The following is a 26,344-nucleotide window of genomic DNA, read 5'->3' as shown; positions in this document are numbered from 1 at the left end:
CTCAGCGCTTGAGCGTGGCGGCGCTGGCCACGAGGACCAGGATCACGCACCCCAGGATCAGCAGCGCGTCCCGGATGAAGATCCCGGTGATGCCGGGGTGGTTGGCGGCCTCACCGGCGGCCTGGACGGCGTACGTCATCGGCATCAGCTTGGCCGCGGCCGCCAGCGCGCCCTGCATCTCGTCCCGCGGCACGAAGAGGCCGCACACCAGGAACTGCGGCAGGACGCCCGCCGGCAGGAACTGCACCGCCTGGAACTCGTTGCGCGCGAAGGCGCTCACCAGCAGCCCGAGGGCGAGCCCGAGGAGGGCCCCCAGCATGGCGATGACCATGAGCAGGTAGGCGGGCCCCTCGATGTCGAGGCCCAGCGGGCCGACCGACAGGAGGGTGGAGAGCACCGCCTGCAGCAGGGCGAGGAAGGTGAAGGCGAGGCTGTAGCCGAGCACGATGTCGAGCCGCCGCACCGGCATGGTGAGCAGCCGTTCCGCGGTGCCTGTGGTGCGTTCGCGGAGCGTCGACACGGACGCCACCAGGTACATCACGATGACCGGGAAGACGCCGAAGACCTGGGGGCCGACGCGTTGGAGCGTGCTGTCCGAGCCGTGGAACATCAGCTTGAGCAGCACCATGAGCATGCAGGGGATGCCCAGGAGCAGGGCGGTGCTGCCCTTGTCGCGGGAGACCTGCTGCAGGACCCTGACGGCGGTGGCGCCGGTGATGGTGGGGGAGAAGGGCAGCCGGTCGGCCAGTCGGGAAGTGTTCACGACCGGACGTCCGTGGCGAAGAAGGAGCGCTCGGCCTCGGGTGCGGACGGCTGGTCGAGCAGGCCGGGCAGATCGGGGAACAGGTGCTGCGACGCGGCCCGTTGGCGGGCCCGCGCCTCCGCCGCCGTCGCCGCCTCGACCAGGTGCATGAATGCCTCTTCCACATCGGTACAGCCCGTGTGCTGGAGCAGCGCTTCCCGGTCGGCGCCGGCGAGCAGCCGGCCGGAGCGCATCAGCAGCAGCCGGTCGCAGCGGTCGGCCTCGTCCATCACGTGGCTGGAGATCATCAGGGTGGCGCCCTCCACGGCGAGGCGCCGGAAGACGAGCCAGAGCTCCCGGCGCACCATCGGGTCGAGGCCGACGGTCGGTTCGTCCATCACCAGCAGGTCGGGCTTGTTCAGGAGGGCCACGGCCAGTGAGACCCGGGAGTACTGGCCGCCGGACAGCTGGGTGACGAGCTTGTCCGCGTAGCCGGCGAGGTCGACCTCCTTGACCACGCGGACCACCGCGTCCTCCCGGCGCCAGCCCCGCATGCCGAGGGCGGCGGCGAAGTAGCGCAGGTTCTCCAGGACGGTCAGGTCCGCGTAGACCGAGGGGGCCTGGGTGACGTACCCGACCCGGGTCTTCAACTGGTGGGCGCCCGCGCCGTACCCGAGGACCTGGACGTGTCCCGAGGTGGCCTCCTGTACGCCGACCACGGACCGCAGCAGCGTCGTCTTGCCGCAGCCGCTCGGGCCGAGCAGGCCCACGATGCAGCCGCGGGGGATGGTGAAGGTGACGTTCGACAGGACCGTGTGGCTGCCGCGGTCCACCCGAAGTCCATAGGCGGACACGGCCGGGACATCGCCCGGGAGGGCCTCACCGGGTTCGGTCTGCTGCACTACTCCACTGCGTTTCGTCACGAAGAGTTCCCGTTCGGGCGATGGCGGAACCTTCGACACGTTTTGTGAATGTCCACCGCACGGTCAACGGCCCACCGGGGCCGAAGTCACGCCCGCGGGCCGACCGCTGTCAGGAATCCCGCTGGATCATCGTCGCGGCGATCTCCTGCAACTGCCGGTACGCGTCCGCCGTCGGCCGGGCGCACGACAGGGCCCGCAGCGCGGCCGACAGCTGCCGCCTGGCCTCCTCCTCGGCGGCCTGGCGTCCGCCGGCCTTCTCCACCAACTCCGCGGCAAGGCGCACCTCCTCGGGGCCCAGCGGGTCCGGCGCCTCGTACAGGGAGCGCAGGTGTTCCGCGGCGGAGCAGCCGCCCGCGAGCGCCGCCACGACCGGGAAGGACTTCTTGCGGGCCGCCAGATCGGCCCCGACCGGCTTGCCGCTGCGTGCCGTACGGCCCCAGATGCCCATGAGGTCGTCGGCGCACTGGAAGGCGACGCCGAGCCGGCGGCCGAACTCCCGCAGCCCGCGCACCCGCTCGGCGTCCGCCCCGGCGAGGACGCCGCCCAGGGCGCAGGCGCACCCCATCAGGGACCCCGTCTTGCCCTCCGCCATGGCCAGGTACTGCGCCGCCGACACCTCGGCGGTCCTCTCGAACGCCATGTCGAGGCTCTGCCCCTCGACCAGGTCGAGCAGGGCGCGGACCAGTTCCTGCACCGCGGCGGCCGCGAACTCCGCGGGGGCATGGGCGACTTCCCGCATCGCCGCGGCCAGCAGGGCGTCACCGGTCAGCACCGCCGACGCCGTGCCGAACGCCGACCAGACCGCCGGGCGGTGGCGGCGCAGCGCGTCGCCGTCCATCACGTCGTCGTGCAACAGCGTGAAGTCATGGACCAGTTCCACGGCCACCGCGCCCCGCAGCACGTTCTCCGGGGAGCCGCCGACCGCCACCGCGGAGAGCAGGGTCAGGGCCGGTCTGACGGTCTTGCCCCGGCCGGCCACCGCCGTCAGCGGCGTGCCGTCGGCCTCGCACCAGCCGCGGTGGTAGCCCGCGGCCCTGCGCTCCGTCGCGGGCAGGGCCGCCACGGCCGTCCGGAGCGCGGGCAGGACCAGCTCGTTCACCCAGTCCAGACGGGGAAAGACAGCGCCGGGGGCCGGACCGGTGATCTGCGACATGCACGACTCCTCACACCACGACGGGGAGCGGCGCGCCGGCTGGATCGGCCACACCGCGTTCGGCGTCAGTCAAGCGGTGTCGTCCGGTGCGGGAGAAGCCGCGGCGCCCCGCGCGGCTAAATGATCACTGGGGCGGCCCAGCCCTCATACGGTGGGCTCAGCCGAAAGTCACAGTCCGCCCGCCGGGACCGCGTCCCGGCACGCGATCTTTAATCGGCCCCCATCCCTTCCTTAAGCGCACCCTAAGATCCCCAACCCGTGCCCGGGCTGGGCGTTTTGTCGTTTCTCGCGCGGCTAGCGTGCTGCCGCACCCCCACCCCCGTACAGCTAAGGCAGGCACGCGATGAGCAGCACGCACCGGCGCACGATGAGCACCCGGTCCAAGGTCGTGGGCGGACTCGTCGCCGCGTCACTCGTGGGCGGCGGCGCCTTCCTCTTCTCCGGGACGGCGCTCGCGACGAAGACACCGGCGAAGACGCCCGCCGAGAAGCCCGCGGAGAAGGCCGCCGCCAAGTTCGCGCCCTTCGTCGACACCTCCCTCGCCCCCGCCTACGACCTCGTCGACACCGCCGAGAAGACCGGCGTCAAGGAGTTCAACCTCGCCTTCATCACCTCCGGCGGCGGCTGCGAGCCGCTGTGGGGCGGCGCCACCGGGCTCGGTGACGACAAGGTGGCCGCACAGATCGACGGCCTGCGGGCCGAGGGCGGCGACGTCCGCGTCTCCTTCGGCGGCGCGGCGGGCTCGGAGCTGGGCCTCAAGTGCGACAGCGCCGACGCCCTCGCCGGGGCGTACGGCAAGGTCGTCGACGCGTACGACCTGACCAAGGTCGACTTCGACATCGAGGGCGCAGCGCTGCCGGACACCGCCGCCAACACCCGCCGTGCCCAGGCGATCGCCCGGCTCCAGGAGCGGCACCCGGATCTGGACGTGTCGTTCACCCTGCCCGTGATGCCCGAGGGTCTGACGGGGCCCGGCGTCGACCTGCTCACCGACGCGAAGAAGAACGGCGTGCGGATCGACGCGGTCAACATCATGGCCATGGACTACGGGCCCGCCTACAGCGGCGACATGGGCGAGTACGCCGTCCAGGCCGCCACCGCCACCCAGAAGCAGCTGAAGTCCGCGCTCGGCCTCTCCGACAAGGCCGCGTGGCAGACCGTCGCCGTCACCCCGATGATCGGCGTGAACGACGTCACCACCGAGATCTTCAAGGTCGACGACGCCGCACAACTCGTCGAGTTCGCGAAGGCCAAGGGCATCGGACAGCTGTCGATGTGGTCCTCGACCCGCGACAAGGCCTGCCCGGGCGGCGCCTCCGGCTCGGCGCAGCCGACGTGCTCGTCCATAGAGCAGCAGCCGCTCGCCTTCACGAAGGCGTTCGCCGCGTACGAGTGACGACCGCGCCGGTCAGCCCACGACCGACTCCGCGGGCAGCGCGCCCGCCGCGGCGACCGTCGCGTACCAGTGCGCACTCGACTTCGGGGTGCGGGCCTGCGTCTCGTAGTCGACGTAGACCGCGCCGAAGCGCTTGCCGTAGCCGTACGACCACTCGAAGTTGTCCAGGAGCGACCAGAGGTAGTAGCCGCGGACGTCGGCCCCGTCGGCGATGGCGCGGCGGACGGCGCCCAGGTGGCCGTGCAGGTAGGCGATGCGCTCCGGGTCGTGGACGCGGCCGTCCGGGTCGGGCTTGTCGTCGTAGGCCGCGCCGTTCTCGGTGATGTACATCGGGAGTCCGGGCACCTCCCGCGCGTACCGCATGATCAGCTCGTGCAGCCCCGTCGGGTCGATGGTCCAGCCCATCTCGGTGCGGTCGCCCGGCGTCTGGTGGAAGGCGACGTCGTCGGAGCCGGGCCACGGGGAGTGTTCGCTCGCCCCGTGGCCGTCGGCGCGCCGGGTCGCGGTGCCGTCGGGGGCGGCCGAGACCAGCGCGGGCGTGTAGTAGTTGAGGCCGAGCGCGTCCAGCGGCTGGTGGATGGCGGCCAGGTCGCCGTCCTGGACGCAGGACCAGTCGGTGATCCGGGCCGTGTCCGCGAACAGGTCCTCGGGGTAGGCACCGTGCAGCATCGGGCCGTGGAAGACGCCGTTGGCGAGGTTGTCGATGCGGCGCCGGGCGTCGTGATCCTGCGGGGCGTCCGAAACCGCCCTGACGACCGCCGAGTTGAGGCTCACCGCGACACCGGCGCGGGCGGGCAGGGCGGCACGCAGCGCCTGCGTGCCCAGGCCGTGCGCGAGGTTGAGGTGGTGGGCGGCGTGCAGGGCGGCCGCCGGGTCGGTGCGGCCGGGGGCGTGCACGCCGGAGCCGTAGCCCAGGAAGGCGCTGCACCACGGCTCGTTGAGCGTGATCCAGGACGACACGCGGTCGCCGAGCGCCTCACCGACGATGCCCGCGTACTCGGCGAACCGGTACGCCGTCTCACGCGCCGGCCAGCCGCCCGCGTCCTCCAGCTCCTGCGGCAGGTCCCAGTGGTAGAGGGTCACGGCGGGCTGGATGCCCCGGCCGAGCAGTTCGTCGACCAGGCGCCGGTAGAAGTCCAGGCCCCGCTGGACGGCGGGGCCGCGCCCGGTGGGCTGCACCCGCGACCAGGAGACGGAGAACCGGTAGGCGTTCAGGCCCAGGTCCGCCATGAGCTCCACGTCGTCGCGGTAGCGGTGGTAGTGCTCGACGGCGACGTCACCGGTGTCGCCGCCGGCCGTCCGGCCCGGGGTGTGGCTGAAGGTGTCCCAGATGGAGGGGGTGCGGCCGTCCTCGCGCACGGCGCCCTCGATCTGGTACGCCGAGGTCGCGGTGCCCCAGAGGAAACCGGCCGGAAAGCTGAGGGATTCAGGCATGGAAGCGCTCCCATGAGAAGAGAGAGGGAAGAAGAGAGAGGGAAGAAGAGAGAGAAGACAGAAGGGGTACGGGAAGGGCGGGGGTACGGGAGGGGCGGGGGAAGCCCGGGAGCCGCGAGGGCTCCCGGAGAGTCAGCCCTTGACCGCGCCCTGCATGATGCCGCTCACGATCTGCTTGCCGAACAGGACGAACGCCAGCAGCAGCGGCAGCGTGCCGAGCAGCGCGCCCGCCATGATCACCGCCCGGTCGGGGATGTACCCCGTACCCAGGGAGTTGAGCGCCACCTGGACGGTCGGGTTCGACTGGTTGAGCGCGATGATCGGCCACAGGAAGTCGTTCCACGCCATGACGAACGTGAGGAGTCCGAGGACGGCCATCGCGGGCCGCGCCGCCGGGAACACCACGTGCCAGATGATCCGCAGACTGCTGGCGCCGTCCATCCGCGCCGCCTCGATCAGCTCGCTCGGCAGCGCCTGCAGCAGGTACTGCCGCATGAAGAAGACCCCGAAGGCGCTCACGAACGTCGGCAGGATCACCGCCTGGAGCTGGTTGGTCCACTGCAGGTCGGCGACCCACAGATAGAGCGGTACGACGCTGAGCTGCGGCGGCACCATCATCGTGCCGATGGTCAGCATGAGCAGCGCGCTGCTGAACCTGAACTTCAGCTTGGCGAAGGCGAACCCGGCGATGGTGGAGAACAGGACCGTGCCGATGGTGATGCTGCCCGCCACGATCGTGGTGTTGAGCATCGCGTCGCCGAGGCTCGCCTCGGTCCAGGCCCGTTCCAGGTTCTTGAAGAGGTTCCCGCCGAACCAGAGGGGCGGCGGGGTCTGGGCGAGCCGTCCGCTCGTCCGGGAGGCCGCGATCGCCGTCCAGATCAGCGGTGCGAGGGAGACGGCCGTGAACAGCGCGAGGACGAGGTAGGTCACGGGCCCCGCGTGCATCGTGCGGCCGGCCTTCGGACCCAGCCGCCGTCCGCGGCCGCCCGGTTTCCGGTCCGCGGGGCGGTCGTCGGTCCGTGTGTCCTCGGGCCGGCCGTCCGCCAGGTCCACCGTGCGGGCCTTCATCGGTCCTTCCTCAGTCGTCGGGCGATCAGCAGATTGACCGCGGCGATGAGCAGCAGGATCACGAGCATCAGCCAGGCGACGGCCGAGGCCCGGCCCAGGTGGCCGTTGATCCAGCCCTGGTCGTACAGGTAGAGGCCCAGCGTCTGGAACTGGTGGTCGGCGCCGCCCTTGGACCCGGCCGTGCCGCCGAACAGCAGCGGCTCGCCGAAGAGCTGGGTCGCCCCGATGGTGGAGACGACCACCGTGAACAGGATCGTGGGCCGCAGCATCGGGATCGTCACGTGCCGGAACTGCTGCCAGCGCGAGGCGCCGTCCAGCGAGGCCGACTCGTACAGGTCGTGCGGGACGGCCTGCATCGCCGCGAGGTAGATCAGCGCGTTGTACCCGGTCCACCGCCAGATGACGATCGAGGAAACCGCGAACTGCGAACCCCAGGACGACTCGCGCCAGTTGACGGGGTCGATGCCCACCGACCCGATCATCCAGTTGACCATGCCGCCGTCCCACGCGAACAGCAGCGTGAAGACCAGCGAGGCGCTGGCGACCGAGGTGGCGTACGGAGCGAGCATCGCCACGCGCCACAGCGTGGAGCCGCGCAGCTTGTAGTTGAGCAGGTGCGCGATGCCGAGGGCGACGGCCAGCTGGGGGACGGTGGAGATGACACCGATGGTGAAGGTGTTGCCCAGCGCGTTCCAGAAGTAGTCGCTCTGCAACAGGTTGGTGTAGTTCTCCAGGCCGATCCAGGTGCTGTCGTCGAGGTTGGTCAGCGACAGGCGGTGCATCGACGCCCAGCCGGTGTAGAGCAGCGGGAAGAGGCCGAAGGCACCGAAGAAGAGGAAGAAGGGCGCGACGAAGACGTACGGCGACGCCTTTATGTCCCAGCGGTACAGACGGCTGCGCCACGAGGACGTGGGGGAGGCCTTGCGGCTTCCGGACGCGGCCGGGGCCGCGCCCCCCTCACCGGGGGACGCGGTCTCGGCGTACTCAGCGGTCTCGGACATGGGCGTCACTGTCCCAGAACGTCCTTGATCTCTTCCTGCGCGGCCTTCCAGCCCTCCGCCGGGGACTTGCCCTGTTGCTCCACCTGGAGCACACCGATGTCGGTGATGGACTGGCCGATCTGGGCGTCCTTCAGGCCGTAGACGGCCGAAGGGGTGTTCTTCGCGATGTCGGCGAAGATCTCCGTGATGGGCGCGTCATTGAAGTACGCCTTGGTCGCCGGGGACGGCTTCAGCGTGTCGTACGCCGACGGGGTGGACGGGAAGCTGGCCTGCTTGGCGAAGATCTTCGCGAGCTGCTCGGGCTGGGTCAGCCAGACGGCGAGCTCGGTCGCCTCCTTCTTGTGCTTGCCCGCGCTCGGCACTCCGAGGAACGTGCCGCCCCAGTTGCCGTCCGTGGGCGCCTTGGCCATGTCCCACTGGCCCTTGCCCTCGGGGCCCGTCTTCTCCTGGATGTACCCGGCCATCCACGCGGGGCAGGCCACGGTCGCGAACTTGGCGTTGGCGAAGCCCTGGTCCCACGTCGGGTCGAACTGCTTGAGCTTGGACGACATGTCGCCCTGCGCGACCTTCATCGCCGCGTCCCAGGCGTCCTTGCGGCCCTGGCTGTCCTCGTAGATCTCCTTGCCGCCCTTGTCGTAGTAACGCTCCTTCGCACCGGCGAAGACGGCGTTGTAGACACTGGCGGCGGAGTCGACGAACTTGCTGCCCCCGGGCGCCTTCTTCATGTACTTCTCGCCCATGGCGACGTACTTGTCCCAGTCGCCGGCCCACTCCTCGGCGAGCTTCTCGCGGTCGGTGGGCAGACCGGCCTTCTCGAAGAGGTCCTTGCGGTAACAGAGTGCCGTCGGGCCGATGTCGACGCCGAGGCCGATCGTCTTGCCGTCCTCGGTCGTGGCCTGCTGCCACTTCCAGTCGAGATACGTGGACTTCTGAACGCCCTCGGCCTTGCCCAGGTCCTCGAACTTGGCGCCCTGGGTCTGCACGACCTCGGTGATGTTGCTGACCTCTATGGCCGCGACGTCGTTGACGCCCGCGCCGGACTGCAGCTGGGTGAGGAGCTTCGGGTAGTAGGCGTCGTTCCGCTCGATGACGTTCTCTTTGATCTCGATGTTCGGGTGCGACTTCTCGTACTCCTCATAGAGCCCTGCCTGCTTCAGGCCCAGTACGCCGAACGTGCCGACATTGAGCGTGACCTTGCCGTCGCCGCCTGCCGAGCCACTGTCGTCGTCGCTCGAACATGCGGTCAGCAGACCCGTGGCCAGCGCGGTCGCTGCCGCGTAAGCCACCAGCCGTCGGGACCGGCGGTAATTGGTGCGCATGACGTCCTCCTGTTGCCTGACGTGCCGACCCCCCGGCCAACTGCACTGCTGGGCCCGTTGGTTCACGCTGCGGCTCGGGCGGGGAACGTGCGGGTTGTGTACGTGTCAGGTAGTGTGGGAGCGCTCCCACAGGTGATGAGTTGAAGACTCGTGGCTGCGGCCGGGGGTGTCAAGGGACCGGACAGTGAGTTACGCCTTCGGTTATCGGGCCGTTACGGGAAGGCCCGCGTCGGGCCCGGGTCCGGATCGGGTTCGGCCCGGCGGCCCGGCAAAGATCGGGCTGTTACATTCCTCGCCGGGGGAAGTGTGACGGGAGGCGGACAATGGCAGCTCACGCAGCGCGCGGCCGCAGTGGCGGACGGCCCACTCTGGAACAGGTCGCCGCGCGGGCGGGGGTCGGCCGGGGGACGGTGTCCCGCGTGATCAACGGCTCGCCGCGGGTGAGCGAGGCGACCCGCACGGCCGTCGAGGCCGCCGTCGCGGAGCTGGGGTACGTCCCGAACACCGCGGCCCGCGCCCTCGCCGCCAACCGCACGGACGCCATCGCCCTTGTCGTGCCCGAGCCCGAGACCCGCTTCTTCTCCGAGCCGTACTTCTCCGACGTCCTGCGCGGCGTCGGCGCCGAGCTCAGCGAGACCGAGATGCAGCTGCTGCTGATCTTCGCGGGCAACGACCAGCGGCGCCAGCGCCTGGCCCAGTACCTGGCGGCCCACCGGGTCGACGGGGTGCTCCTCGTCTCGGTGCACGCCGACGACCCGCTGCCCGACCTGCTCTCCCAGCTGGAGATCCCCGCGGTGATCAGCGGCCGCCGCTCCGCCGAGGAGGCGCTGCCCTCCGTCGACTCCGACAACTTCGCCGGGGCGTGCTCGGCGGTCGAGCACCTGCTGGCCCGCGGCCGTACGTCCATAGCCACCATCACGGGACGCCTCGACGTGTACGGCGCCCAGCGCCGCCTCGACGGCTACCGCGCCGCCCTGCGGGACGCGGGCCGCGCGGTGGACGAGCGCATGATCGTGCCGGGCGACTTCACGGAGGAGGGCGGCCGGCGGGCGATGCGGGAGCTCCTCGCCGCCTGCCCCGAGGTGGACGCGGTCTTCGCGGGCTCCGACGTGATGGCGGCGGGCGCCCGGCAGGCGCTGCGCGAGGCGGGCCGCCGCATACCCGACGACGTGGCGCTGGTCGGCTTCGACGACTCGGCGATCGCCCGGCACATGGACCCGCCGCTGACGAGCGTGCGGCAGCCGATCGAGGAGATGGGGCGGGCGATGATCGACCTGCTGCTCGCCGAGATCGCGGACAGCCGCCCCGCGGCCGCCCGGCGCCTGGAGCGGCGCCAGCTGGTGCTTCCGACGGAACTGGTGGAGCGGGACTCTTCCTGAGAACCGGGAGCGGCTTCTCCCGAAAGGCCCGGAACAGCGGAAGGGCCCCGGTTCTCTCGAACCGGGGCCCTTCCTTCAGGGTGAGTGACGGGACTTGAACCCGCGGCCACCTGGACCACAACCAGGTGCTCTACCAACTGAGCTACACCCACCATGTCCGGTCTTTTGTCGTTCTTCCGACCGGCCGAGAAAAAGTGTACAGGGTCCGAAGGGGTGCTCGCGCCCACGTTTCCCGGACCCCGTACACAGGGCTCCTTCTGCGGCTATTCCGCAGGCAGGACGTGCTTGGCCGCGATCGACTTCGCGGTGTCCGAGTCGGGTCCCGGCTGCGGCACGAAGATCGCCTCGCGGTAGTAGCGCAGCTCGGCGATGGACTCGCGGATGTCGGCGAGCGCGCGGTGGTTGCCGTTCTTGTCCGGGCTGTTGAAGTACGTCCTCGGATACCAGCGCCGGGCCAGCTCCTTGATCGAGGAGACGTCGACGATCCGGTAGTGGAGGTACTCCTCCAGCGTCGCCATGTCCCGCAGCAGGAAGCCGCGGTCGGTGCCGACCGAGTTTCCGCACAGCGGAGCCTTCCGCGGCTCCTTGACGTGCTCACGTACGTACGCCAGGACCTGCTCCTCGGCGTCGGCCAGCGTGGTGCCGCCGGCCAGCTCGTCGAGGAGTCCCGAGGCGGTGTGCATGGCGCGCACCACCTCGGGCATGGTCTCCAGCGCCGCGTCCGGCGGGCGGATCACGATGTCCACACCTTCGCCGAGCACGTTCAGTTCCGAGTCGGTGACCAGTGCGGCCACCTCGATAAGTGCGTCATCCGTCAACGAGAGCCCGGTCATCTCGCAGTCGATCCACACCATGCGATCGTTCATGCCCCCAACCCTACGGCGCGCTCCTCTGGCCGGGCAGGGGAGCACGTCCCGGCGCATACGCGTCCGAGTTCGGCTTGCCGCTCTCGGTCGGCACCGAGGTCGAGGGGCCGAGCGCGCTGGCGGCCGCCGTGCGCCGGGTCTGGGTCGGCACCGGGCCGGCCTCGACCAGCGTGGGCACGGTCTGCGCCGTCGCCGACACCGGCTCGAGCACGCGCTCGCCCTGCGGCCTGCGGGCGCGGTACGCGGCCCGGTAGGCGGCGGGGGACGAGCCCAGCTGGCGCCGGAAGTGACCCCGCAGCGCGACCGGCGACCGGAAGCCGCAGCGGCCCGCGACCTCGTCGACGGAGTAGTCGGAGGTTTCGAGCAGCCGCTGTGCCTGCAGCACCCGCTGGGTGATGAGCCACTGCAGCGGCGCGCTGCCGGTGAGCGAGCGGAACCTGCGGTCGAAGGTGCGCCTGCTCATGTACGCGCGCGCGGCCAGGGTCTCCACGTCGAACTGCTCGTGGAGGTGCTCCAGCGCCCAGGCGACGACCTCGGCGAGCGGGTCGGCGCCGATCTCCTCGGGTAAAGACCTGTCGAGATAGCGCTCCTGGCCGCCGGCCCGGCGCGGCGGCACGACGAGCCTGCGGGCGAGCGCGCCCGCCGCTTCGTTGCCGTGGTCCGTGCGCACGATGTGCAGACAGAGATCAATTCCGGCCGCGGTGCCGGCGCTCGTCAGGACGTCCCCGTCGTCGACGAACAGCTCGCGCGGGTCCACGTGGACGGACGGATAGCGCTTCGCGAGCGTCGGCGCGTACATCCAGTGGGTGGTCGCCGGGCGCCCGTCGAGCAGCCCCGCCGCGGCGAGGACGAACGCGCCCGTGCACAGACCGACGATGCGGGCGCCCTCCTCGTGCGCGCGGCGCAGCGCTTCGAGCGCCTCCGGCGGCGGCGGTGAGGTGATCGACCGCCAGGCCGGTACGACGACGGTGCCGGCCCGGCCGATGGCCTCGAGGCCGTGCGGCGCGGTGAGTTCGAGTCCGCCGGTGGTCCGCAGCGGGCCCTCCTCGCCGGCGCAGACCAGCAGCCGGTAGCGGGGGACCCCCGCGTCCTGCCGGTCGATGCCGAATACGGAGAGCGGTATGGAACTCTCGAAGATGGGACCGCCGCTGAAGAGCAGCACCGCTACGATCTCCCGGCGGCGGCGCCCCGAGAGTTTCCGAGCCGCGGCCTCCGGCGCGGCAATGGAGTCGTGGCTCATGGTGCTAAACCCCCCTCGGGCGTCGCGGCTCCCTGTTCTTGACGCTCTTGACGTGCTTGACGCGCTTGCCTGGCTTGTCGCTGCTGCACGTTTCCCCTCGGTCCTCCACCAGTCCCCCGCCGTAATACAGTCAAGATCGAATCTACTGCGTCCCGTGCTGCCGGGGTGACCAGTTCATCACTCGGCAGATTGTCGACATGGCAACTTGGCGTGAAGCATTCGATCACGAAGCGTTGCACTCGGGCGGCTTGCTGGGAAGTGCGCCTTGGCTCCATGGCCGGTCCCCGTAGGGTGCGCGCGGCTTGAGCGCGCCTTTCAGCCCTGGTCGGACGGGGGTTGAGGGGGCGTTCGGCCAAGGAATCGACGGCCCCCGGAAGTTGGCTGAAAAGCTACGGGCGCGTGTGTGTGAATCGGTCAGTCGACCGGCGCACTGTCGGCACTGTGACGAGTGCCCCTGTGCGCCCCCGAGCCCGTCCTGCCGTGCCGTCCCCGGTGCCCGTTGTTCTGTTCTGCAAGCAGTCGCGCGGCGCCCCGTTCGGACTGCCGCAGGAGGATCCGGCAGACCCCGGTGACGGCCACGAGGCCGAGCGCCGCGCCGGCGGCGCCGGCCAGCGAGCCGCCGTATCCGACGAGGACCACGGGGACCAGTACGCAGCTGAACGCCGCCCAGCGGACGACGTCGCTCACCGAGTCCCCCGGGGGCGCGTCCCGTGGCTCGCGCGTGCGCGGCGCGGGCAGCGCGGCGGCGTGACGCTCGTGCGCGCCCGGCCGTCCTTGCTCGGGTGAAGGCGGGAAGAGGGTGGAAGGTGAGGACGCGGGCGAAGGTCCAGGCACGGCGTGCTCCCTGTGGCGGTGGGCGTACGGAGGTCCGGCGCTGTCCAACGTCTGGCCTCCCGGCGGGTCACTGGGGAGGCCGCCGGGTGGCGCCGGACGGGTGGGCAAACCGCCTGTAGGAGGCAGCAACCATTGCCATACGGGCGGCGCTCATGCATGCTCCGGTGAACGCCGGGCGGCCCTGTGCAGGCCCGGCGCGGCCTCCGCGCGGGGCTCTTCGCGGGCTCTGAGCAGGCTCTGGGCAGGAGAGGAGTGCCGCCGTACCCTTGGGGGTATGGGGTTGGGAAGATGATTCCCGGACGACCTTCCAGGTCCTGCACTTTCGCACCACCCGAAAAAAGCCGACCCTCCCACAGAGGACTCCTTCGCCGAGACACCGATGGCCGGTCACGAATCCTTCGAACCTGCGGACCGCAAGCGGCAGGTCGCCGATCCGACAGCGACCCCCCGAGCGGCGGAAGAACCGCGTCAGTCCTGCGATCCCGCCTTCAGGCACGGTGTCGTCGTCGGTTTCGACGGCTCGACCTCCAGTGAGCGGGCCCTCTCGTACGCCATCGGGATGGCCCACCGCTCCGGCTCCGGTCTGATCATCGTCCATGTCGCCAACCGGCTGCCCACCACGGTGTGGGCGGGGTGCGAGCCGCCGGTCTTCGTCGACGTGCCGGACCACCGCACGGAAGTGCTCGGTCTGGAGCTGGCCTGCGCGGACTATCTGGCCGAGGTGCCGTGGATCCTGGTCGAGCGCGGCGGCGACATCTGCCACGAGCTGGAGGAGGTCGGCCGCGAGTACAGCGCGGACGCGATCGTCGTCGGCTCCACGCATGGCATCGTGGGCCGCATCTTCGGCTCCGTCGCGGGACGGCTGGCGCGCCGTGCTCAGCGCCCGGTCGTCGTCATTCCGTAACGCGAACGGCCCCCGCCGGACCGGGAAATGAACGACCCCCTGTGCGTGCCACCAGCACACAGGGGGTCGTTCCCCAAGGGTCGGGGTCGCCCATTACCCCGACCCGCGTCGACGGCCGTTATGTACCCTTCACAAGGGCGCAAACCACCTCTACGCACGAGTAGATTTATCTGGCTACTCCACGGTGACCGACTTCGCGAGGTTGCGCGGCTTGTCGATGTCCCGGCCGAGCGCGAGTGCCGTGTGGTAGGCGAGGAGCTGGAGCGGGATGCCCATCAGGATCGGGTCCAGCTCGTTCTCGTTCTTCGGGACGAGAATGGTCTGGTCGGCCTTCTCCTGCTCCTGGTGCGCGACCGCGAGGATCTTGCCGCTGCGGGCCTTGATCTCCTCGAGGGCGGCGCGGTTCTTCTCCAGGAGGTCGTCGTCCGGGACGATCGCGACCGTCGGCAGGGCGGGCTCGATGAGGGCGAGCGGGCCGTGCTTCAGCTCGGAGGCGGGGTAGGCCTCGGCGTGGATGTACGAGACCTCCTTGAGCTTGAGGGACGCCTCGCGGGCGACGGGGTAGCCGCGTACGCGACCGATGAAGAGCATCGAACGGGCATCCGCATAGCTCTTGGCGATCTTCTTGATCTCGTCCTCCTGCTTGAGGATCTCCGAGATCTGGCCGGGCAGCTTGCGCAGGCCCTCGATGATCCGCTTGCCGTCGGAGACCGACAGGTCACGGATGCGGCCGAGGTGCAGGGCGAGCAGGCCGAAGGCGACCGTGGTGTTGGTGAAGCACTTGGTGGAGACGACGCAGACCTCCGGGCCCGCGTGGACGTACACGCCCGCGTCGGCCTCCCGGGCGATCGCCGAGCCGACGACGTTCACGACGCCGAGGACGCGGGCGCCCTTGCGCTTCAGCTCCTGGACGGCGGCGAGGACGTCGTACGTCTCGCCGGACTGGGAGACCGCGATGTAGAGGGTGTCGGGGTCCACGACCGGGTTGCGGTAGCGGAACTCGGACGCCGGCTCCGCGTCGGCGGGGATGCGGGCCAGCTCCTCGATCATCTGGGCGCCGATCATGCCCGCGTGGTACGAGGTGCCGCAGCCGAGGATCTTGACGCGGCGCACCTTGCGGGCGTCGTGGGCGTCGAGGTTGAGGCCGCCGAGGTGCACGGTGGAGAAGCGGTCGTCGATGCGGCCGCGCAGGACGCGGTCGACCGCGTCGGGCTGCTCGAAGATCTCCTTGTGCATGTACGTGTCGTGGCCGCCCATGTCGTACGACTCGGCCTCCCACTCCACGGTGGTCGGCGAGGCCGTCGTGCGCGAGCCCTCGGTGGTGTACGTGCGGTAGTCGTCGGCCTTGATGGTGGCCATCTCGCCGTCGTCGAGGGTGACGACCTGGCGGGTGTGCGAGACGAGCGCGGCGACGTCCGAGGCGACGAACATCTCCTTCTCGCCGATGCCGAGGACGACGGGGGAGCCGTTGCGGGCGACGACGATGCGGTCGTTGAAGTCGGCGTGCAGGACGGCGATGCCGTAGGTGCCCTCGATGTGGCGCAGCGCCTCGCGCACCTTCTCTTCGAGGGTGTCCGCCTGGGAGCGGGCGATGAGGTGGGTGAGGACCTCGGTGTCCGTCTCGGAGAGGAACTCGACGCCGTCGGCGGTGAGCTTGGCGCGCAGCTCGGAGGCGTTGTCGATGATGCCGTTGTGGACGACGGCGACCTTCTCGTCCTGCGACAGGTGCGGGTGGGCGTTCTCGTCGGAGGGCGCGCCGTGGGTGGCCCAGCGGGTGTGGGCGATGCCGGTGGTGCCCTTGAAGCGGGCGGGGACCCTGGCCTCCAGGTCGCGGACGCGGCCCTTGGCCTTGACCGTCTTCAGGCCCGACGCCTTGGGGCTGGTGACGGCGATGCCCGCCGAGTCGTAGCCGCGGTACTCCAGGCGCTGCAGGCCTTCGAGGAGCAGCGGGGCGACGTCACGCTTGCCGATGTAACCGACGATTCCGCACATAGAGGGATTCCTAGCCGTAGACGATGCGGCGCAGCTGGCGGAGCGTGAGCTCCGGCGGCGCGACCGCGCGGTATGCGAGTTCCGCCGAGATCCGTTCGAAGATCGCCGCGTTCAGCAGGCCCTGACCCTGCAGCTCGCGGTGGCGGCGACGGACGAACTCCTCGGTCGTCTCGTCGAAGTAGGCGAGCACGTCCTGGACGACCCGCAGCGCTTCGCCCCGCTGGAGCGGGGTGCTGCGGGTGAGGTGATCCACCAGGTCGTCGTGCATTCGTTGATCCTGGGGTATCGCATGCCCTTTCGCAAGAATCCTGCCCGGAATCGGGCAGGATCGTGTTCACATGCGGCGCAGGACCGCCTGCTTGGCCGTCGCGAACTCCTCGTCCGTGAGGATTCCGCCCTGGTGCAGCTCGCCCAGTTCGCGCAGCCGGCGCAGCAGCACGTCGTGGTCGTCGGCCGCGGGCGGCGGGGCGAGGCTCTTGCCGACGGCGGGCGGCGCGCCCTCCGGGACCGCGGGGGCCGACGGGTGCGGCAGGCGGGCCTGGACCGCGGCGGCGACCAGCGCCATCAGCGGGTCCTTCTTGAAGCCCCACAGCTCCACCGAGTTCGGGTCGTACTTCGGCGGGGCCTTGGTCGGCGCGTTCCGCACGGTGAACCGCAGGCAGCCGTTCTCCAGGCCGACCGCCGGCTGCCACTCCACCGCCGCGATGTCGGCGAGCGCCAGCGACCGCGTCCCCGACGCCGACTTCGCCTCCTCCGTCTTCCAGTTCCACTCCAGGCGTACGCGCTCCCCGTCGAAGCTCGCCGTACCGTCCCCCGCGGAGACGGACAGCGGCACGGACGGGCCGGGCAGGAGATACGCGTCGCAGGGCGAGCTCGGCACCTGTTCGAGCAGATGGGCGTTGCGGACCTCGTCCACCAGGTACTCCGCGACCCCGTACCGGTCCGGCTCGACCGTCAGCTGGTACGGGTCGGAGGAGTCCGGCAGCTGCCCGCCCGTCGCCTGGAGCAGCGGGTCGGCGCCGTCCCGCAGCCGCAGCCGCAACCGGCCCGACTTCTTGCCCTGCTCGAAGGCGATGCCCGCCAACGCGCCCAGCGGCACGGCCAGTTCGCCCAGCGCCGCGCGCAACAGCGGTACGTTCTTGTCGCGTCCGGGGACGAGGCGCAGCGTCTCCCCGTCGAAGGTCCAGGTCCCGTCGCGCTGGATGATTTCCGCCATGCGGCGATTCTCGCACCGAGCACACGGACAGCTGGTGTACACCCTCTACACCCCTTGACCCCTTATGAGGGCCGGACTACCAATGAGGACCGTTCGATTGCGACGCACGGCCCGCCGAAGGGACCCGCTTGTGACATCGCACAGAGGAACGAACAGTAGAACGGCACGCGTACTCGGCTCGCTGCTGCTCGTGGCGGCCGCCGGAATCTCCTCGTTCGCCGCCGCGCCCTCCTCCGACGGGGCAAGGGCCCCCGCCGTCACCCCGCTCGGCGCCGTCGTGCCCGCGCCGCTGGCGGCCGAGGCGGACGGCGCCGGATACCGGATCACCGCCAAGACCCGCATCCGCGTGGGCGAGGGCAACCCCGAGGAACGGCGCGTCGGCGAGTACCTCGCCAAGGTGCTGCGCCCCTCCACCGGCTACCGGCTGCCCATCACCACCGGCGAGGGCGACGACGGCATCCGGCTGCGCATCAGCGCCGAACCGGCGAACAAGGTCCTCGGCAACGAGGGCTACCGCGTCATCTCCGCGCGCGGCTCCCTCACCATCACCTCCTGGTCCGGCGCCGGCCTCTTCCACGGCGTACAGACCGTCCGCCAGCAACTGCCCGCCGCCGTCGAGAAGAAGACGGAGCAGCCGGGACCCTGGCGCGTCGCGGGCGGCACCGTCAGGGACATGCCGCGCTACGGCTACCGCTCCACGATGCTCGACGTGTCCCGGCACTTCTTCACCGTCGACCAGGTCAAGCGCTACATCGACCAGGCCGCCCTCTACAAGATGAACAAGCTGCACCTGCACCTCAGCGACGACCAGGGCTGGCGCATCGCCATCGACTCCTGGCCGCGCCTCGCCACGTACGGCGGCTCCACGCAGGTCGGCGGCGGCAAGGGCGGCTATTACACGAAGGCGCAGTACAAGGAGATCGTCGACTACGCCGCCTCGCGGTACCTGGAGGTCGTCCCGGAGATAGACATGCCGGGGCACACCAACGCCGCGCTCGCCTCGTACGCCGAGCTGAACTGCGACGGCGTCGCCCCGCCCCTCTACACCGGCACCGCGGTCGGCTTCAGCTCGCTGTGCGTGAAGAAGGACGTGACGTACGACTTCGTGGACGACGTGATCCGCGAGCTCGCCGCGATGACGCCCGGCAAGTACCTCCACATCGGCGGCGACGAGGCGCACTCCACGAGCCACGAGGACTTCGTCGCCTTCATGGACAAGGTGCAGCCGGTCGTCGCCAAGTACGGCAAGACGGTGATGGGCTGGCACCAGCTGACCGGCGCGAAGCCCGCGGAGGGCGCCGTCGCGCAGTACTGGGGCTACGACAGGACCGGCGCCGCCGAGCGCGAGCAGGTCGTGAACGCCGCGAAGAACGGCACCAAACTGGTCCTCTCGCCGGCCGACCGCTCCTACCTCGACCACAAATACACGAAGGACACGCCGCTCGGTCTGTCCTGGGCGGGCTACGTCGAGGTGCGACGCTCCTACGACTGGGACCCGGCCACGTACCTCCAGGGCGCGCCCGCGGATTCGATCCTCGGCGTCGAGGCGCCGCTGTGGACGGAGACCCTGTCGACCTCCGCGCACCTGGACTACATGGCGTTCCCCCGGCTGCCCGGCATCGCCGAGCTCGGCTGGTCGCCCGCGGCCACGCACGACTGGGAGACGTACAAGGTGCGGCTCGCCGCGCAGGCCCCGCGCTGGGACGCGCTGGGCATCGGCTACTACAGGTCGCCGCAGGTGCCTTGGCCCGCCAAGTAGGCGGGGGGGAGCCCCGCCCGGTCAGGGGGCCGTTAGCGCCCGCAGGTCGTACCACTCCAGAAGGAACGACGGCACGCCCTCGCGCAGGCCGAGGTAGGCCTCGCGGTGGTGGGAGGCGGCGATCGCCATGTAGGCGCGCTCGACGTCCGTCAGGGTGGCGTCCCGGAGCATCCAGTGCTCCGCCCGGGGGTGCGTCACCCAGGTGTGCACCAGCTCGGAGTCGGTCAGAGGGTCGAGGGTCCGGAGCGTGAAGTCGGCGCTGCCGCGGTCGAGGCGGTCGGTGGGCAGGCGGAGGTCAGCAAGCGCGGTCAAGGTGCTCTCCCAAGTACTGCTCGGCGTGGCCGGCGATCAGGTCGAGGACGGCCGTGATGTCCGCGGTGGTCGTCTCGGGGTCTAGGAGCGTGATCTTCAGGAACTGGCGGCCGCCCACCTCGGTGCCCGCCACCACCGCGTCCCCTGCGGCGAACAGGGCCTTGCGCGCGTACAGGTTGGTGCGGTCGATCACGGAGGGGGCGCAGATCTCCGCGGGGATGTAGCGGAAGACGAGCGTGGACAGCTGCGGTTCGGCCACCACGTCGAAGCGCGGGTCGGCGACGAGCAGTCTCCAGCCACGGGTGGCCAGCTCGCAGACCTCGTCGAAGAGGTCGCCGATGCCGTCCGCGCCCATCACGCGCAGCGTCATCCACAGTTTGAGGGCGTCGAAGCGCCGGCCGGTGGTCCGCGGCGGCATGCCGGCCCGGTCGCGCACCAGGACCGCCGACGAACCCACCGGCTGGAAGAAGGACTTGTGGTAGTCCACGGTCACGGAGTCGGCGCGCTCGATGCCGTCGAGGAGGTGCCGGTTCCGGCGCGAGGCGAGCAGTCCGCAGCCGTACGCGGCGTCGACGTGCAGCCAGGTGCCGTACTGCGCGCAGAGCCGGGCGATCTCCGGCAGCGGGTCGATGGAGCCGAAGTCGGCGGTGCCCGCGGTGGCGACGACCGCCATGGGGGAGAGGTCGTCGCGCGCACAGAGCTCCAGCGCCCGGGCGAGGGCCACGGTCTGCATGCGCCGGCTCCGGTCGGTGCGGACCGCCACGACGGCTTCTTCGCCGAGGCCGAGCAGCCGGGCCGTCCGCCGCACGCCGGGGGCGGCGGCGTCGGAGGTGAGGATCCGCAGGGCGGCGGGGTCGCGGTCACCGGCCGCCTCGCGGGCGAGCAGCAGCGCCTCCAGGTCGGACTGGGCGGTGCCGCCGGTGAACATCCCGTCGGCGGCGGGCCCGAGGCCGATCCGTTCGGCGGTCCAGTCGATGACACGGCGCTCGATGAGCGTGGCGCCGGCCGGCTCGTCCCGGGTGTCGAGCGGGGAGTTGACGGCGGAGAGCACGGCCTCGCCCAGGACGGCGGGGATGACGGCCGGGGCGTGGCGGCGGGCGAGGTGGCGGGGGTGGTGGGGGAGCATCGCGTCGCGCAGGTACAGCTCGTCGAGTTCGTCGAGGGCGGCGATGGTGTCGTGCAGGGGCTCGTCCAGGTCGACGGCGCCGACCTGGCGGGCGAGGTCGTCCGCGGCGTTTTCGCCGGACGGACGGGAGGCGGTGCCGAGCCGGGCGGCCACCCGCTCGACGCCTTCGGTCACGGAGCTGCGGTACCGCTCCGCGGTGGTGCCGTTGAGCAGGTGCGAGCGCATGAACTGTCCTCCAGGTCCGGGACTTGACTTAGGTAAGCCTAACCTAACTTCACCTCCCTTGGGGTCCGCGTCCGGGGCCGGGTCGGGAAAGCGAAACCGCCCCCTCCGTGAGCGAAGGGGGCGGCGGCGCGAAGGAAGTGCCGGGCAGCGGGCGCTACTTCAGCTTCTTCGCCTTCTCGATCGCGTCGGCGAGGTCCTCGAGGATCGGCGCGCACTTGTCGTACGAGAAGATCGGCTCCGTCACGCGGGAGATGACCTGCCCGGCCTTGACCGCGGGCAGCTTCTTCCAGGTCGGCTTGGACTTGTCGAGGTCGGCCGGCTGGATCGCGGAGGTGCGGTTGTCCATCATGATGATGTCCGCGTCGTACTTGTCGACGTTCTCCCAGCTGAGGTTCTCGAACCAGCCGCCGGACTCCTTCTTGGCCTTCTCCGGCGGCTCGATGAAGTTCACGCCGAGCGCCTTGAAGTACTCCAGGTCGACCGAGAGGTTCGTGCCGGAGACGTAGAACAGCTCCTGGCTCGCGGAGCCGACGAGGACCTTGATGTCCTTGTTCGCCTTCGCCACCTTGCGCAGCCGCTCCGACGCGTCCTCGAAGCGCTTCTTCGCCTTGACGACCTTGTCGGCCTTCACGTCCGCGCCCAGCGACTCGGCGAGCGCCTGGATGCGCTGCAGGGGGTGGGGGAGCTGGCGGTCGTAGACGCTGATGCCGACGCTCGGGGCGAGCTTGAGGATCTTGTCCTTGCTCTCCTCGGGGACGTACCAGAGGGTGCCCTGACCGTCGAACATGGTGGAGATCAGCACGTCGGGCGCGAGGCTCGCGTACTTCTCGATCTTGAACTGACCCCATTCGTTGCCGATGATCGTCAGCTTGCTGATGTCCATGTCGCCGGCCTGGACGTCCGGCTTGCCGTCCTTGGTCTCCGTCGGGCCGAAGACGCCCTTGACCTGGATGCCGTAGTCGAACAGTGCCGCGGCGACACCCGTGAACGCCACGATGTTCTTCGGCGTCGCGTCCTTCTTCACCGTCTCGCCGCGGTCGTCCTTGAAGCTCCAGGGGCCGGACTTGCCCGCGCCGCCCTCGGTCTTGCTCGACCCGTCCTTCTTGTCGTCGCCGCAGGCCGCCAGGACGGCGGTGAGGCCGAGGGCGCCGCCGGCGGCGAGGATGCCGCGGCGGGAAGGCAGGGGGAGACGGGGCTGGGACATGTGGGTCTCTGCTTTCGTGACGGGACGGCGGTGGGGCCGCTGGCCGGAATCGTAGCTTAGGTTAACCTAAGCTAACTCTGGCCCCGGCGACCCCTCGCCTCTCCGTCCTCTCCGTATGCCGGAGTCGCCTCAGCTCGCGAAACCCAGCTCCCGGGCGATCAGCATCCGCTGCACCTCGCTCGTGCCCTCGCCGATCTCCAGGATCTTCGAGTCCCGCCACATGCGGGCGACCGGGTACTCGTTCATGAAGCCGTACCCGCCGTGGATCTGCGTCGCCTCGCGGGCGTTGTCCACCGCGACCGTCGACGAGTAGAGCTTGGCGATGGCGGCCTCCTTCTTGAAGGGCTCGCCCGCGACCAGCCGGGACGCCGCGTCGTACCAGCCGACGCGGGCCATGTGCGCCCGCGTCTCCATGTCGGCGATCTTGAACTGGATGGCCTGGTTGGCGCCGATCGGCTTCCCGAAGGCGTGCCGCTCCTTGGCGTACTTCACGGATTCGTCGACGCAGCCCTGCGCGAGCCCGGTGGCGAGCGCGGAGATCGCGATCCGGCCCTCGTCGAGGATGCGCAGGAACTGGGCGTACCCCCGGCCCTCCTCGCCAAGGAGGTTCGCGGCGGGCACGCGGACGTCGGTGAAGGAGAGCTCACGGGTGTCCGAGGCGTTCCACCCCACCTTCGAGTAGGGCGCGGCCACAGTGAAGCCGGGCGTCCCGGACGGCACGATGATCGAGGAGATCAGCGGGCGCCCGTCGTCCTTGCGGCCGGTGACGGCGGTGACCGTGACCAGACCCGTGATGTCCGTGCCGGAGTTGGTGATGAAGCACTTGGAGCCGTTGATCACCCAGTCGTCGCCGTCGCGCACCGCCGTCGTGCGCGTGCCGCCCGCGTCCGAGCCGCCGTCCGGCTCGGTCAGGCCGAACGCGCCGAGCATCTCGCCCGCGCACAGCCGCGGCAGCCACTCGCGCTTCTGCTCCTCCGTGCCGAAGAGGTGCAGCGGCATCGCGCCGAGCGAGACGCCCGCCTCCAGGGTGATCGCCACGGACGAGTCGACGCGGGCGAGCTCTTCAAGGGCGATGCCCAGCGCGAAGTAGTCACCGCCCATCCCGCCGTACTCCTCGGGGAAGGGCAGGCCGAACAGGCCCATGCGGCCCATCTCGCGGACGATCTCGTAGGGGAACTCGTGGCGCTCGTAGAGGTCGCCGATCTTGGGGGCGACGACGTCGTGCGCGAACGCCTCTACCGTGCGGCGCAGTTCCTCGTGCTCGGGGCTCAGACGGTGGTCCATCGTTCTTCACTGCTCCTGGTGGGAGGCGGTCGCGGTCTGCTCGTCGTGGGAGCGGGCCGTGAGGGCGCGGACGGTGCGGGACGGGCTGGGCCGGCCCAGCTGGTCGGCCATCCAGGCGCTGGTGGCGCTGAGACGGACGAGGTCGACCCCGGTGTCGATGCCGAGGCCGTGCAGCATCCACACGAGGTCCTCGGTGGCGAGGTTCCCGGTGGCGCTCTTCGCGTACGGGCAGCCGCCGAGGCCGCCCGCGGAGGCGTCCACCGTCGTCACGCCGTGCTGCAGGGCGGCGAGGGTGTTGGTGAGCGCCTGGCCGTACGTGTCGTGGAAGTGGACGCCGATGCGGTCGGTCGGCACCTGCACTCCGTTGAGCGCGGCGAGCATCGCGGAGACGTGGCCCGGCGTGGCCACGCCGATGGTGTCGCCGAGGCTCAGCTCGTCGCAGCCCATGTCGATCAGGGCGCGGGCGACGCGGACGACCTTGGAGATGGGCACGGCTCCCTCCCAGGGGTCGCCGAAGCACATCGAGAGGTAGCCGCGGACGTGCACGCCCTGCTCGCGCGCGCGGGCGACCACCGGCGCGAACATCGCGAGGGCCTCGTCCACCGTGCGGTTGAGATTGGCCCGGGAGAACGACTCGGTGGCGCTGGCGAACACCCCGACGCGGTGCGCGCCGAGTGCGAGGGCGCGGTCCAGGCCGCGTTCGTTCGGCACCAGGACCGGCAGGTGGACGCCCTGGAGGTCGCCGAGGAGCGGGAACAGCTGCTCGGCGTCGGCCAGTTGGGGCACCCACTTGGGGTGCACGAAGCTGGTCGCCTCGACGGTCGTCAGGCCCGCGTCGGCGAGGCGGTGGATGAACTCCGCCTTGATGTCCGTGGGGACGACCGAGCTCTCGTTCTGCAGGCCGTCGCGGGCGCCGACCTCGTGGATGCGGACGTGGGACGGCAGGCCGCGGGCCGGGACGACCATGGGGAGCGGCGCCTCCGCCAGCTCCGGCGGATCGGGCTCGGAGGCCGGGTCGGTGCTGGTCATTCCTGCTCCTCCTCGGGGGCGACGACGGCGAGGACCTGGTCCATGGCGACGGTCGTGCCCGGGGTGACGTCGAGCTCGGTGACGGTGCCGGCGTGCGGGGCGGAGATGACGTGCTCCATCTTCATCGCCTCGACGACCAGCAGGCTCTGGCCCGCGTCCACCCGGTCGCCGGGGGAGACCTTCACGACGGTGACGGTGCCGGGCATGGGGGCGGTGAGGGCGTCCGCCCCGGCGTGCGCGGCGCCGGTGAGGGAGGCCGCGACGGGGTCGTGGTCCTGGATGTGCCAGGCGTCGCCTTCTCGTCCCAGCCAGTCGGCGGCGCGGTGGAAGGTGTGCCGGGTGCCGTCGACGGTGACGTGCACGCGGTCGGGGGTGACCGTGCGGTCGGTGCCCCGCAGGCGGTGGGTGACGGGTTCGAGTCCCGCCGCCTTGAGCCAGTGCGTCACGGGTGTCGGGGTGCCGCCGAGCCGCCAGCCGCTCGGCACGGAGAAGGGGTCGGTCCAGCCGTCGGCCGCGGGCCGGAGCGCGGCCTCGCGCACCGCGGCCGCCGCCTCGTACACCTCGTCGGGCACGCCGTCCGGGACGAGTCCGTCCGCCTCGCGCTCCACGAGGCCGGTGTCCAGCTCGCCCGCGACCACGGAGGGGTGGGCGAGGAGCCTGCGCAGGAAGCCCGCGTTGGTCGGGACGCCGAGGGTGACCGTGTCCGCGAGGGCGGCGCGCAGCTTGCGCAGGGCCGTCGCGCGGTCGGGGCCGTACGCGATGACCTTCGACAGCATCGGGTCGTAGAGGCTGCCGACCTCGGTGCCCTCGCTGAGGCCGGAGTCGGTGCGCACGTCGTCGCCCTGCGGCTCGTGCAGGGCGAGGACCGTGCCGCCGGAGGGCAGGAATCCGCGCGAGGGGTCTTCGGCGCAGACACGGGCCTCCACAGCGTGCCCGGTGAGGGTGATGTCGTCCTGGGTGAAGGGCAGTTCCTCGCCTGCCGCCACCCGCAGCTGCCACTCCACCAGGTCGAGTCCGGTGACGAGCTCCGTGACCGGGTGCTCCACCTGGAGGCGGGTGTTCATCTCCATGAAGTAGTACGAGGAGGGGTCCTTGCCCGGCACGATGAACTCCACCGTGCCCGCGCCGGAGTACCCGCACGAGCGGGCCGCCTGGACCGCGGCCTCGCCCATCGCCGCGCGCGTGGCCTCGTCCAGGAGGACGCTGGGCGCCTCCTCGATGATCTTCTGGTGGCGGCGCTGGAGGGAGCACTCGCGCTCCCCGAGGTGCACCACGCCGCCCTGGCCGTCCGCGAGGACCTGGATCTCGATGTGCCGGGGGCGGTCGACCCAGCGCTCCACGAGCAGGGTGTCGTCGCCGAAGGAGGCGCGGGCCTCGCGGCGGGCCGCGGCGATCTCGTCGGCGAGGAGCGCCTCGTCCCTGACCAGGCGCATGCCCTTGCCGCCGCCGCCCGCGCTGGGCTTGAGCAGCACGGGGGTGCCGATCTCGCGTGCCGCGTCGACCAGTTGGGCGTCGCTCAGGCCGCTGCCGGAGGAGCCGGGGACGACCGGCACGCCGGCCGCCTCGACGGTCTCCTTGGCGCGGATCTTGTCGCCCATGAGGGAGATGGCGGCGGCGGGCGGGCCGATGAAGGTGAGCCCGGCGTCGGCGCAGGCCTGCGCGAACTCCGCGTTCTCCGCGAGGAAGCCGTAGCCCGGATGGACCGCCTGGGCGCCGGACTTCGCGGCCGCCTCCAGGATGCGGTCCACGCGCAGATAGCTCTCGGTGGCGGGCGCCGGGCCGATCCGTACCGCCGTGTCGGCCTCGCGCACGTGCCGTGCGTCCGCGTCCGCGTCGCTGAAGACGGCGACCGAGCGGACGCCGAGCGTCCGCAGCGTGCGGATGACGCGGACCGCGATCTCGCCCCGGTTGGCGACCAGGACCGTGTCGAACATCGTC

23 protein-coding genes and 1 tRNA gene are annotated in these 26,344 nt (G+C 70.9%); 4 read left to right on the top strand and 20 right to left on the bottom strand.

The window, feature by feature from the left end; translation table 11 throughout:
- Position 1 precedes the first annotated feature (1 nt).
- From ACI2L3_RS03065 to ACI2L3_RS03055, 3 genes are all read right to left on the bottom strand, one after another.
- Positions 2–763 carry an ABC transporter permease gene (locus tag ACI2L3_RS03065; protein WP_404750528.1) on the bottom strand — a complete coding sequence of 254 codons (762 nt, stop codon included), beginning with the start codon at positions 761–763 and terminating at the stop codon, positions 2–4.
- Positions 760–1,665: an ABC transporter ATP-binding protein gene (locus ACI2L3_RS03060; RefSeq protein ID WP_404750527.1), complete on the bottom strand. Its 906-nt coding sequence runs from the start codon at positions 1,663–1,665 to the stop codon at positions 760–762. Before ACI2L3_RS03060 ends, ACI2L3_RS03065 begins: the two co-directional genes overlap by 4 nt.
- A 109-nt stretch (positions 1,666–1,774) precedes the next feature.
- Positions 1,775–2,818, bottom strand: coding sequence for a polyprenyl synthetase family protein (locus tag ACI2L3_RS03055; protein ID WP_404750526.1), 1,044 nt, complete (start codon positions 2,816–2,818; stop codon positions 1,775–1,777).
- Positions 2,819–3,161: 343 nt separating this feature from the next.
- Here ACI2L3_RS03055 and ACI2L3_RS03050 point away from each other — a divergent pair, with 343 nt between their 5' ends.
- Entirely contained in the window at positions 3,162–4,214 is a 1,053-nt protein-coding gene (locus tag ACI2L3_RS03050) for a chitinase (RefSeq protein WP_404750525.1), read from the top strand.
- 12 nt (positions 4,215–4,226) lie between these two features.
- Here ACI2L3_RS03050 and ACI2L3_RS03045 read toward each other — a convergent pair whose 3' ends face one another.
- The 4 genes from ACI2L3_RS03045 to ACI2L3_RS03030 form a co-directional block, all read right to left on the bottom strand.
- The gene (locus ACI2L3_RS03045) at positions 4,227–5,648 is read right to left on the bottom strand and encodes a GH1 family beta-glucosidase (protein ID WP_404750524.1); all 1,422 of its coding nucleotides are present in this window, start codon (positions 5,646–5,648) and stop codon (positions 4,227–4,229) included.
- Between the two features lie 132 nt (positions 5,649–5,780).
- Entirely contained in the window at positions 5,781–6,593 is an 813-nt protein-coding gene (locus tag ACI2L3_RS03040; protein WP_404750703.1) for a carbohydrate ABC transporter permease, read from the bottom strand.
- A 119-nt stretch (positions 6,594–6,712) separates the two neighbouring features.
- Positions 6,713–7,717 (bottom strand): carbohydrate ABC transporter permease, encoded by a 1,005-nt coding sequence (locus ACI2L3_RS03035; protein WP_404750523.1) that lies wholly within the window; start codon positions 7,715–7,717, stop codon positions 6,713–6,715.
- 5 nt (positions 7,718–7,722) lie between these two features.
- On the bottom strand, positions 7,723–9,036 hold the full coding sequence (locus tag ACI2L3_RS03030; RefSeq protein WP_404750522.1) for an extracellular solute-binding protein: 1,314 nt from the start codon (positions 9,034–9,036) through the stop codon (positions 7,723–7,725).
- A gap of 323 nt (positions 9,037–9,359) precedes the next feature.
- Here ACI2L3_RS03030 and ACI2L3_RS03025 point away from each other — a divergent pair, with 323 nt between their 5' ends.
- On the top strand, positions 9,360–10,415 hold the full coding sequence (locus tag ACI2L3_RS03025) for a LacI family DNA-binding transcriptional regulator (RefSeq protein ID WP_404750521.1): 1,056 nt from the start codon (positions 9,360–9,362) through the stop codon (positions 10,413–10,415).
- 79 nt (positions 10,416–10,494) lie between these two features.
- Here the strand turns inward: ACI2L3_RS03025 and ACI2L3_RS03020 are convergent.
- The 4 genes from ACI2L3_RS03020 to ACI2L3_RS03005 form a co-directional block, all read right to left on the bottom strand.
- Positions 10,495–10,567 (bottom strand) — tRNA-His (locus tag ACI2L3_RS03020).
- Between the two features lie 111 nt (positions 10,568–10,678).
- Positions 10,679–11,281, bottom strand: coding sequence for an oligoribonuclease (gene orn, locus ACI2L3_RS03015; RefSeq protein WP_404750520.1), 603 nt, complete (start codon positions 11,279–11,281; stop codon positions 10,679–10,681).
- Positions 11,282–11,291: 10 nt separating this feature from the next.
- Entirely contained in the window at positions 11,292–12,521 is a 1,230-nt protein-coding gene (locus ACI2L3_RS03010; RefSeq protein ID WP_404750519.1) for a helix-turn-helix domain-containing protein, read from the bottom strand.
- A 414-nt stretch (positions 12,522–12,935) separates the two neighbouring features.
- The gene (locus ACI2L3_RS03005; RefSeq protein ID WP_404750518.1) at positions 12,936–13,355 is read right to left on the bottom strand and encodes a hypothetical protein; all 420 of its coding nucleotides are present in this window, start codon (positions 13,353–13,355) and stop codon (positions 12,936–12,938) included.
- Positions 13,356–13,734: 379 nt separating this feature from the next.
- Between ACI2L3_RS03005 and ACI2L3_RS03000 the strand changes: the two genes are divergently transcribed.
- On the top strand, positions 13,735–14,259 hold the full coding sequence (locus tag ACI2L3_RS03000) for a universal stress protein (RefSeq protein ID WP_404750517.1): 525 nt from the start codon (positions 13,735–13,737) through the stop codon (positions 14,257–14,259).
- A gap of 174 nt (positions 14,260–14,433) precedes the next feature.
- On the opposite strand, the gene glmS is transcribed toward ACI2L3_RS03000, so the two are convergent.
- The 3 genes from glmS to ACI2L3_RS02985 form a co-directional block, all read right to left on the bottom strand.
- Positions 14,434–16,251 carry a glutamine--fructose-6-phosphate transaminase (isomerizing) gene (gene glmS / locus ACI2L3_RS02995; protein WP_404750516.1) on the bottom strand — a complete coding sequence of 606 codons (1,818 nt, stop codon included), beginning with the start codon at positions 16,249–16,251 and terminating at the stop codon, positions 14,434–14,436.
- 10 nt (positions 16,252–16,261) lie between these two features.
- Positions 16,262–16,519, bottom strand: a complete 258-nt coding sequence (locus ACI2L3_RS02990) for a hypothetical protein (protein WP_404750515.1) — start codon at positions 16,517–16,519, stop codon at positions 16,262–16,264.
- A gap of 66 nt (positions 16,520–16,585) precedes the next feature.
- Positions 16,586–17,467: a DUF4429 domain-containing protein gene (locus ACI2L3_RS02985; protein ID WP_404750514.1), complete on the bottom strand. Its 882-nt coding sequence runs from the start codon at positions 17,465–17,467 to the stop codon at positions 16,586–16,588.
- Positions 17,468–17,549: 82 nt separating this feature from the next.
- Here ACI2L3_RS02985 and ACI2L3_RS02980 point away from each other — a divergent pair, with 82 nt between their 5' ends.
- The gene (locus ACI2L3_RS02980) at positions 17,550–19,226 is read left to right on the top strand and encodes a beta-N-acetylhexosaminidase (protein WP_404750513.1); all 1,677 of its coding nucleotides are present in this window, start codon (positions 17,550–17,552) and stop codon (positions 19,224–19,226) included.
- A 21-nt stretch (positions 19,227–19,247) separates the two neighbouring features.
- Here the strand turns inward: ACI2L3_RS02980 and ACI2L3_RS02975 are convergent, their stop codons facing one another.
- The 6 genes from ACI2L3_RS02975 to ACI2L3_RS02950 form a co-directional block, all read right to left on the bottom strand.
- Positions 19,248–19,538, bottom strand: coding sequence for a GNAT family N-acetyltransferase (locus ACI2L3_RS02975; RefSeq protein ID WP_404750512.1), 291 nt, complete (start codon positions 19,536–19,538; stop codon positions 19,248–19,250).
- Positions 19,522–20,889 carry a pyridoxal phosphate-dependent decarboxylase family protein gene (locus ACI2L3_RS02970; RefSeq protein WP_404750511.1) on the bottom strand — a complete coding sequence of 456 codons (1,368 nt, stop codon included), beginning with the start codon at positions 20,887–20,889 and terminating at the stop codon, positions 19,522–19,524. Before ACI2L3_RS02970 ends, ACI2L3_RS02975 begins: the two co-directional genes overlap by 17 nt.
- A 154-nt stretch (positions 20,890–21,043) precedes the next feature.
- Positions 21,044–22,093 carry an ABC transporter substrate-binding protein gene (locus ACI2L3_RS02965; protein WP_404750510.1) on the bottom strand — a complete coding sequence of 350 codons (1,050 nt, stop codon included), beginning with the start codon at positions 22,091–22,093 and terminating at the stop codon, positions 21,044–21,046.
- Positions 22,094–22,222: 129 nt separating this feature from the next.
- Positions 22,223–23,377 (bottom strand): acyl-CoA dehydrogenase family protein, encoded by a 1,155-nt coding sequence (locus tag ACI2L3_RS02960; protein ID WP_404750509.1) that lies wholly within the window; start codon positions 23,375–23,377, stop codon positions 22,223–22,225.
- A gap of 6 nt (positions 23,378–23,383) precedes the next feature.
- Complete coding sequence (locus tag ACI2L3_RS02955; RefSeq protein WP_404750508.1) at positions 23,384–24,406, bottom strand: hydroxymethylglutaryl-CoA lyase; 1,023 nt, start codon at positions 24,404–24,406, stop codon at positions 23,384–23,386.
- A complete protein-coding gene (locus tag ACI2L3_RS02950) occupies positions 24,403–26,340 on the bottom strand; it encodes an acetyl/propionyl/methylcrotonyl-CoA carboxylase subunit alpha (RefSeq protein ID WP_404750702.1) in 1,938 nt (645 codons plus the stop codon). Before ACI2L3_RS02950 ends, ACI2L3_RS02955 begins: the two co-directional genes overlap by 4 nt.
- Between the last annotated feature and the right edge of the window lie 4 nt (positions 26,341–26,344).

The organism is Streptomyces sp. NPDC029674, from assembly GCF_044903205.1.
In the GTDB taxonomy this organism is placed as follows: Bacteria; Actinomycetota; Actinomycetes; order Streptomycetales; family Streptomycetaceae; genus Streptomyces.
The sequence above is the reverse complement of the archived record's forward strand: the minus strand, read 5'-3'. Positions and strand labels throughout refer to the sequence as shown.

Bases quoted from the DNA above. Each gene is read 5' to 3' on its own strand.
- ACI2L3_RS03035 (WP_404750523.1), bottom strand. From the start codon at position 7,717: ATGTCCGAGACCGCTGAGTACGCCGAGACCGCGTCCCCCGGTGAGGGG.
- ACI2L3_RS02950 (WP_404750702.1), bottom strand. From the start codon at position 26,340: ATGTTCGACACGGTCCTGGTCGCCAACCGGGGCGAGATCGCGGTCCGC.
- ACI2L3_RS03045 (WP_404750524.1), bottom strand. From the start codon at position 5,648: ATGCCTGAATCCCTCAGCTTTCCGGCCGGTTTCCTCTGGGGCACCGCG.
- orn (WP_404750520.1), bottom strand. From the start codon at position 11,281: ATGAACGATCGCATGGTGTGGATCGACTGCGAGATGACCGGGCTCTCG.
- ACI2L3_RS03040 (WP_404750703.1), bottom strand. From the start codon at position 6,593: ATGCACGCGGGGCCCGTGACCTACCTCGTCCTCGCGCTGTTCACGGCC.
- ACI2L3_RS03000 (WP_404750517.1), top strand. From the start codon at position 13,735: ATGGCCGGTCACGAATCCTTCGAACCTGCGGACCGCAAGCGGCAGGTC.
- ACI2L3_RS03025 (WP_404750521.1), top strand. From the start codon at position 9,360: ATGGCAGCTCACGCAGCGCGCGGCCGCAGTGGCGGACGGCCCACTCTG.
- ACI2L3_RS02965 (WP_404750510.1), bottom strand. From the start codon at position 22,093: ATGTCCCAGCCCCGTCTCCCCCTGCCTTCCCGCCGCGGCATCCTCGCC.
- ACI2L3_RS03010 (WP_404750519.1), bottom strand. From the start codon at position 12,521: ATGAGCCACGACTCCATTGCCGCGCCGGAGGCCGCGGCTCGGAAACTC.
- glmS (WP_404750516.1), bottom strand. From the start codon at position 16,251: ATGTGCGGAATCGTCGGTTACATCGGCAAGCGTGACGTCGCCCCGCTG.
- ACI2L3_RS02980 (WP_404750513.1), top strand. From the start codon at position 17,550: ATGAGGACCGTTCGATTGCGACGCACGGCCCGCCGAAGGGACCCGCTT.
- ACI2L3_RS02990 (WP_404750515.1), bottom strand. From the start codon at position 16,519: ATGCACGACGACCTGGTGGATCACCTCACCCGCAGCACCCCGCTCCAG.
- ACI2L3_RS03030 (WP_404750522.1), bottom strand. From the start codon at position 9,036: ATGCGCACCAATTACCGCCGGTCCCGACGGCTGGTGGCTTACGCGGCA.
- ACI2L3_RS02970 (WP_404750511.1), bottom strand. From the start codon at position 20,889: ATGCGCTCGCACCTGCTCAACGGCACCACCGCGGAGCGGTACCGCAGC.
- ACI2L3_RS02960 (WP_404750509.1), bottom strand. From the start codon at position 23,377: ATGGACCACCGTCTGAGCCCCGAGCACGAGGAACTGCGCCGCACGGTA.
- ACI2L3_RS03055 (WP_404750526.1), bottom strand. From the start codon at position 2,818: ATGTCGCAGATCACCGGTCCGGCCCCCGGCGCTGTCTTTCCCCGTCTG.
- ACI2L3_RS03050 (WP_404750525.1), top strand. From the start codon at position 3,162: ATGAGCAGCACGCACCGGCGCACGATGAGCACCCGGTCCAAGGTCGTG.
- ACI2L3_RS02955 (WP_404750508.1), bottom strand. From the start codon at position 24,406: ATGACCAGCACCGACCCGGCCTCCGAGCCCGATCCGCCGGAGCTGGCG.
- ACI2L3_RS02985 (WP_404750514.1), bottom strand. From the start codon at position 17,467: ATGGCGGAAATCATCCAGCGCGACGGGACCTGGACCTTCGACGGGGAG.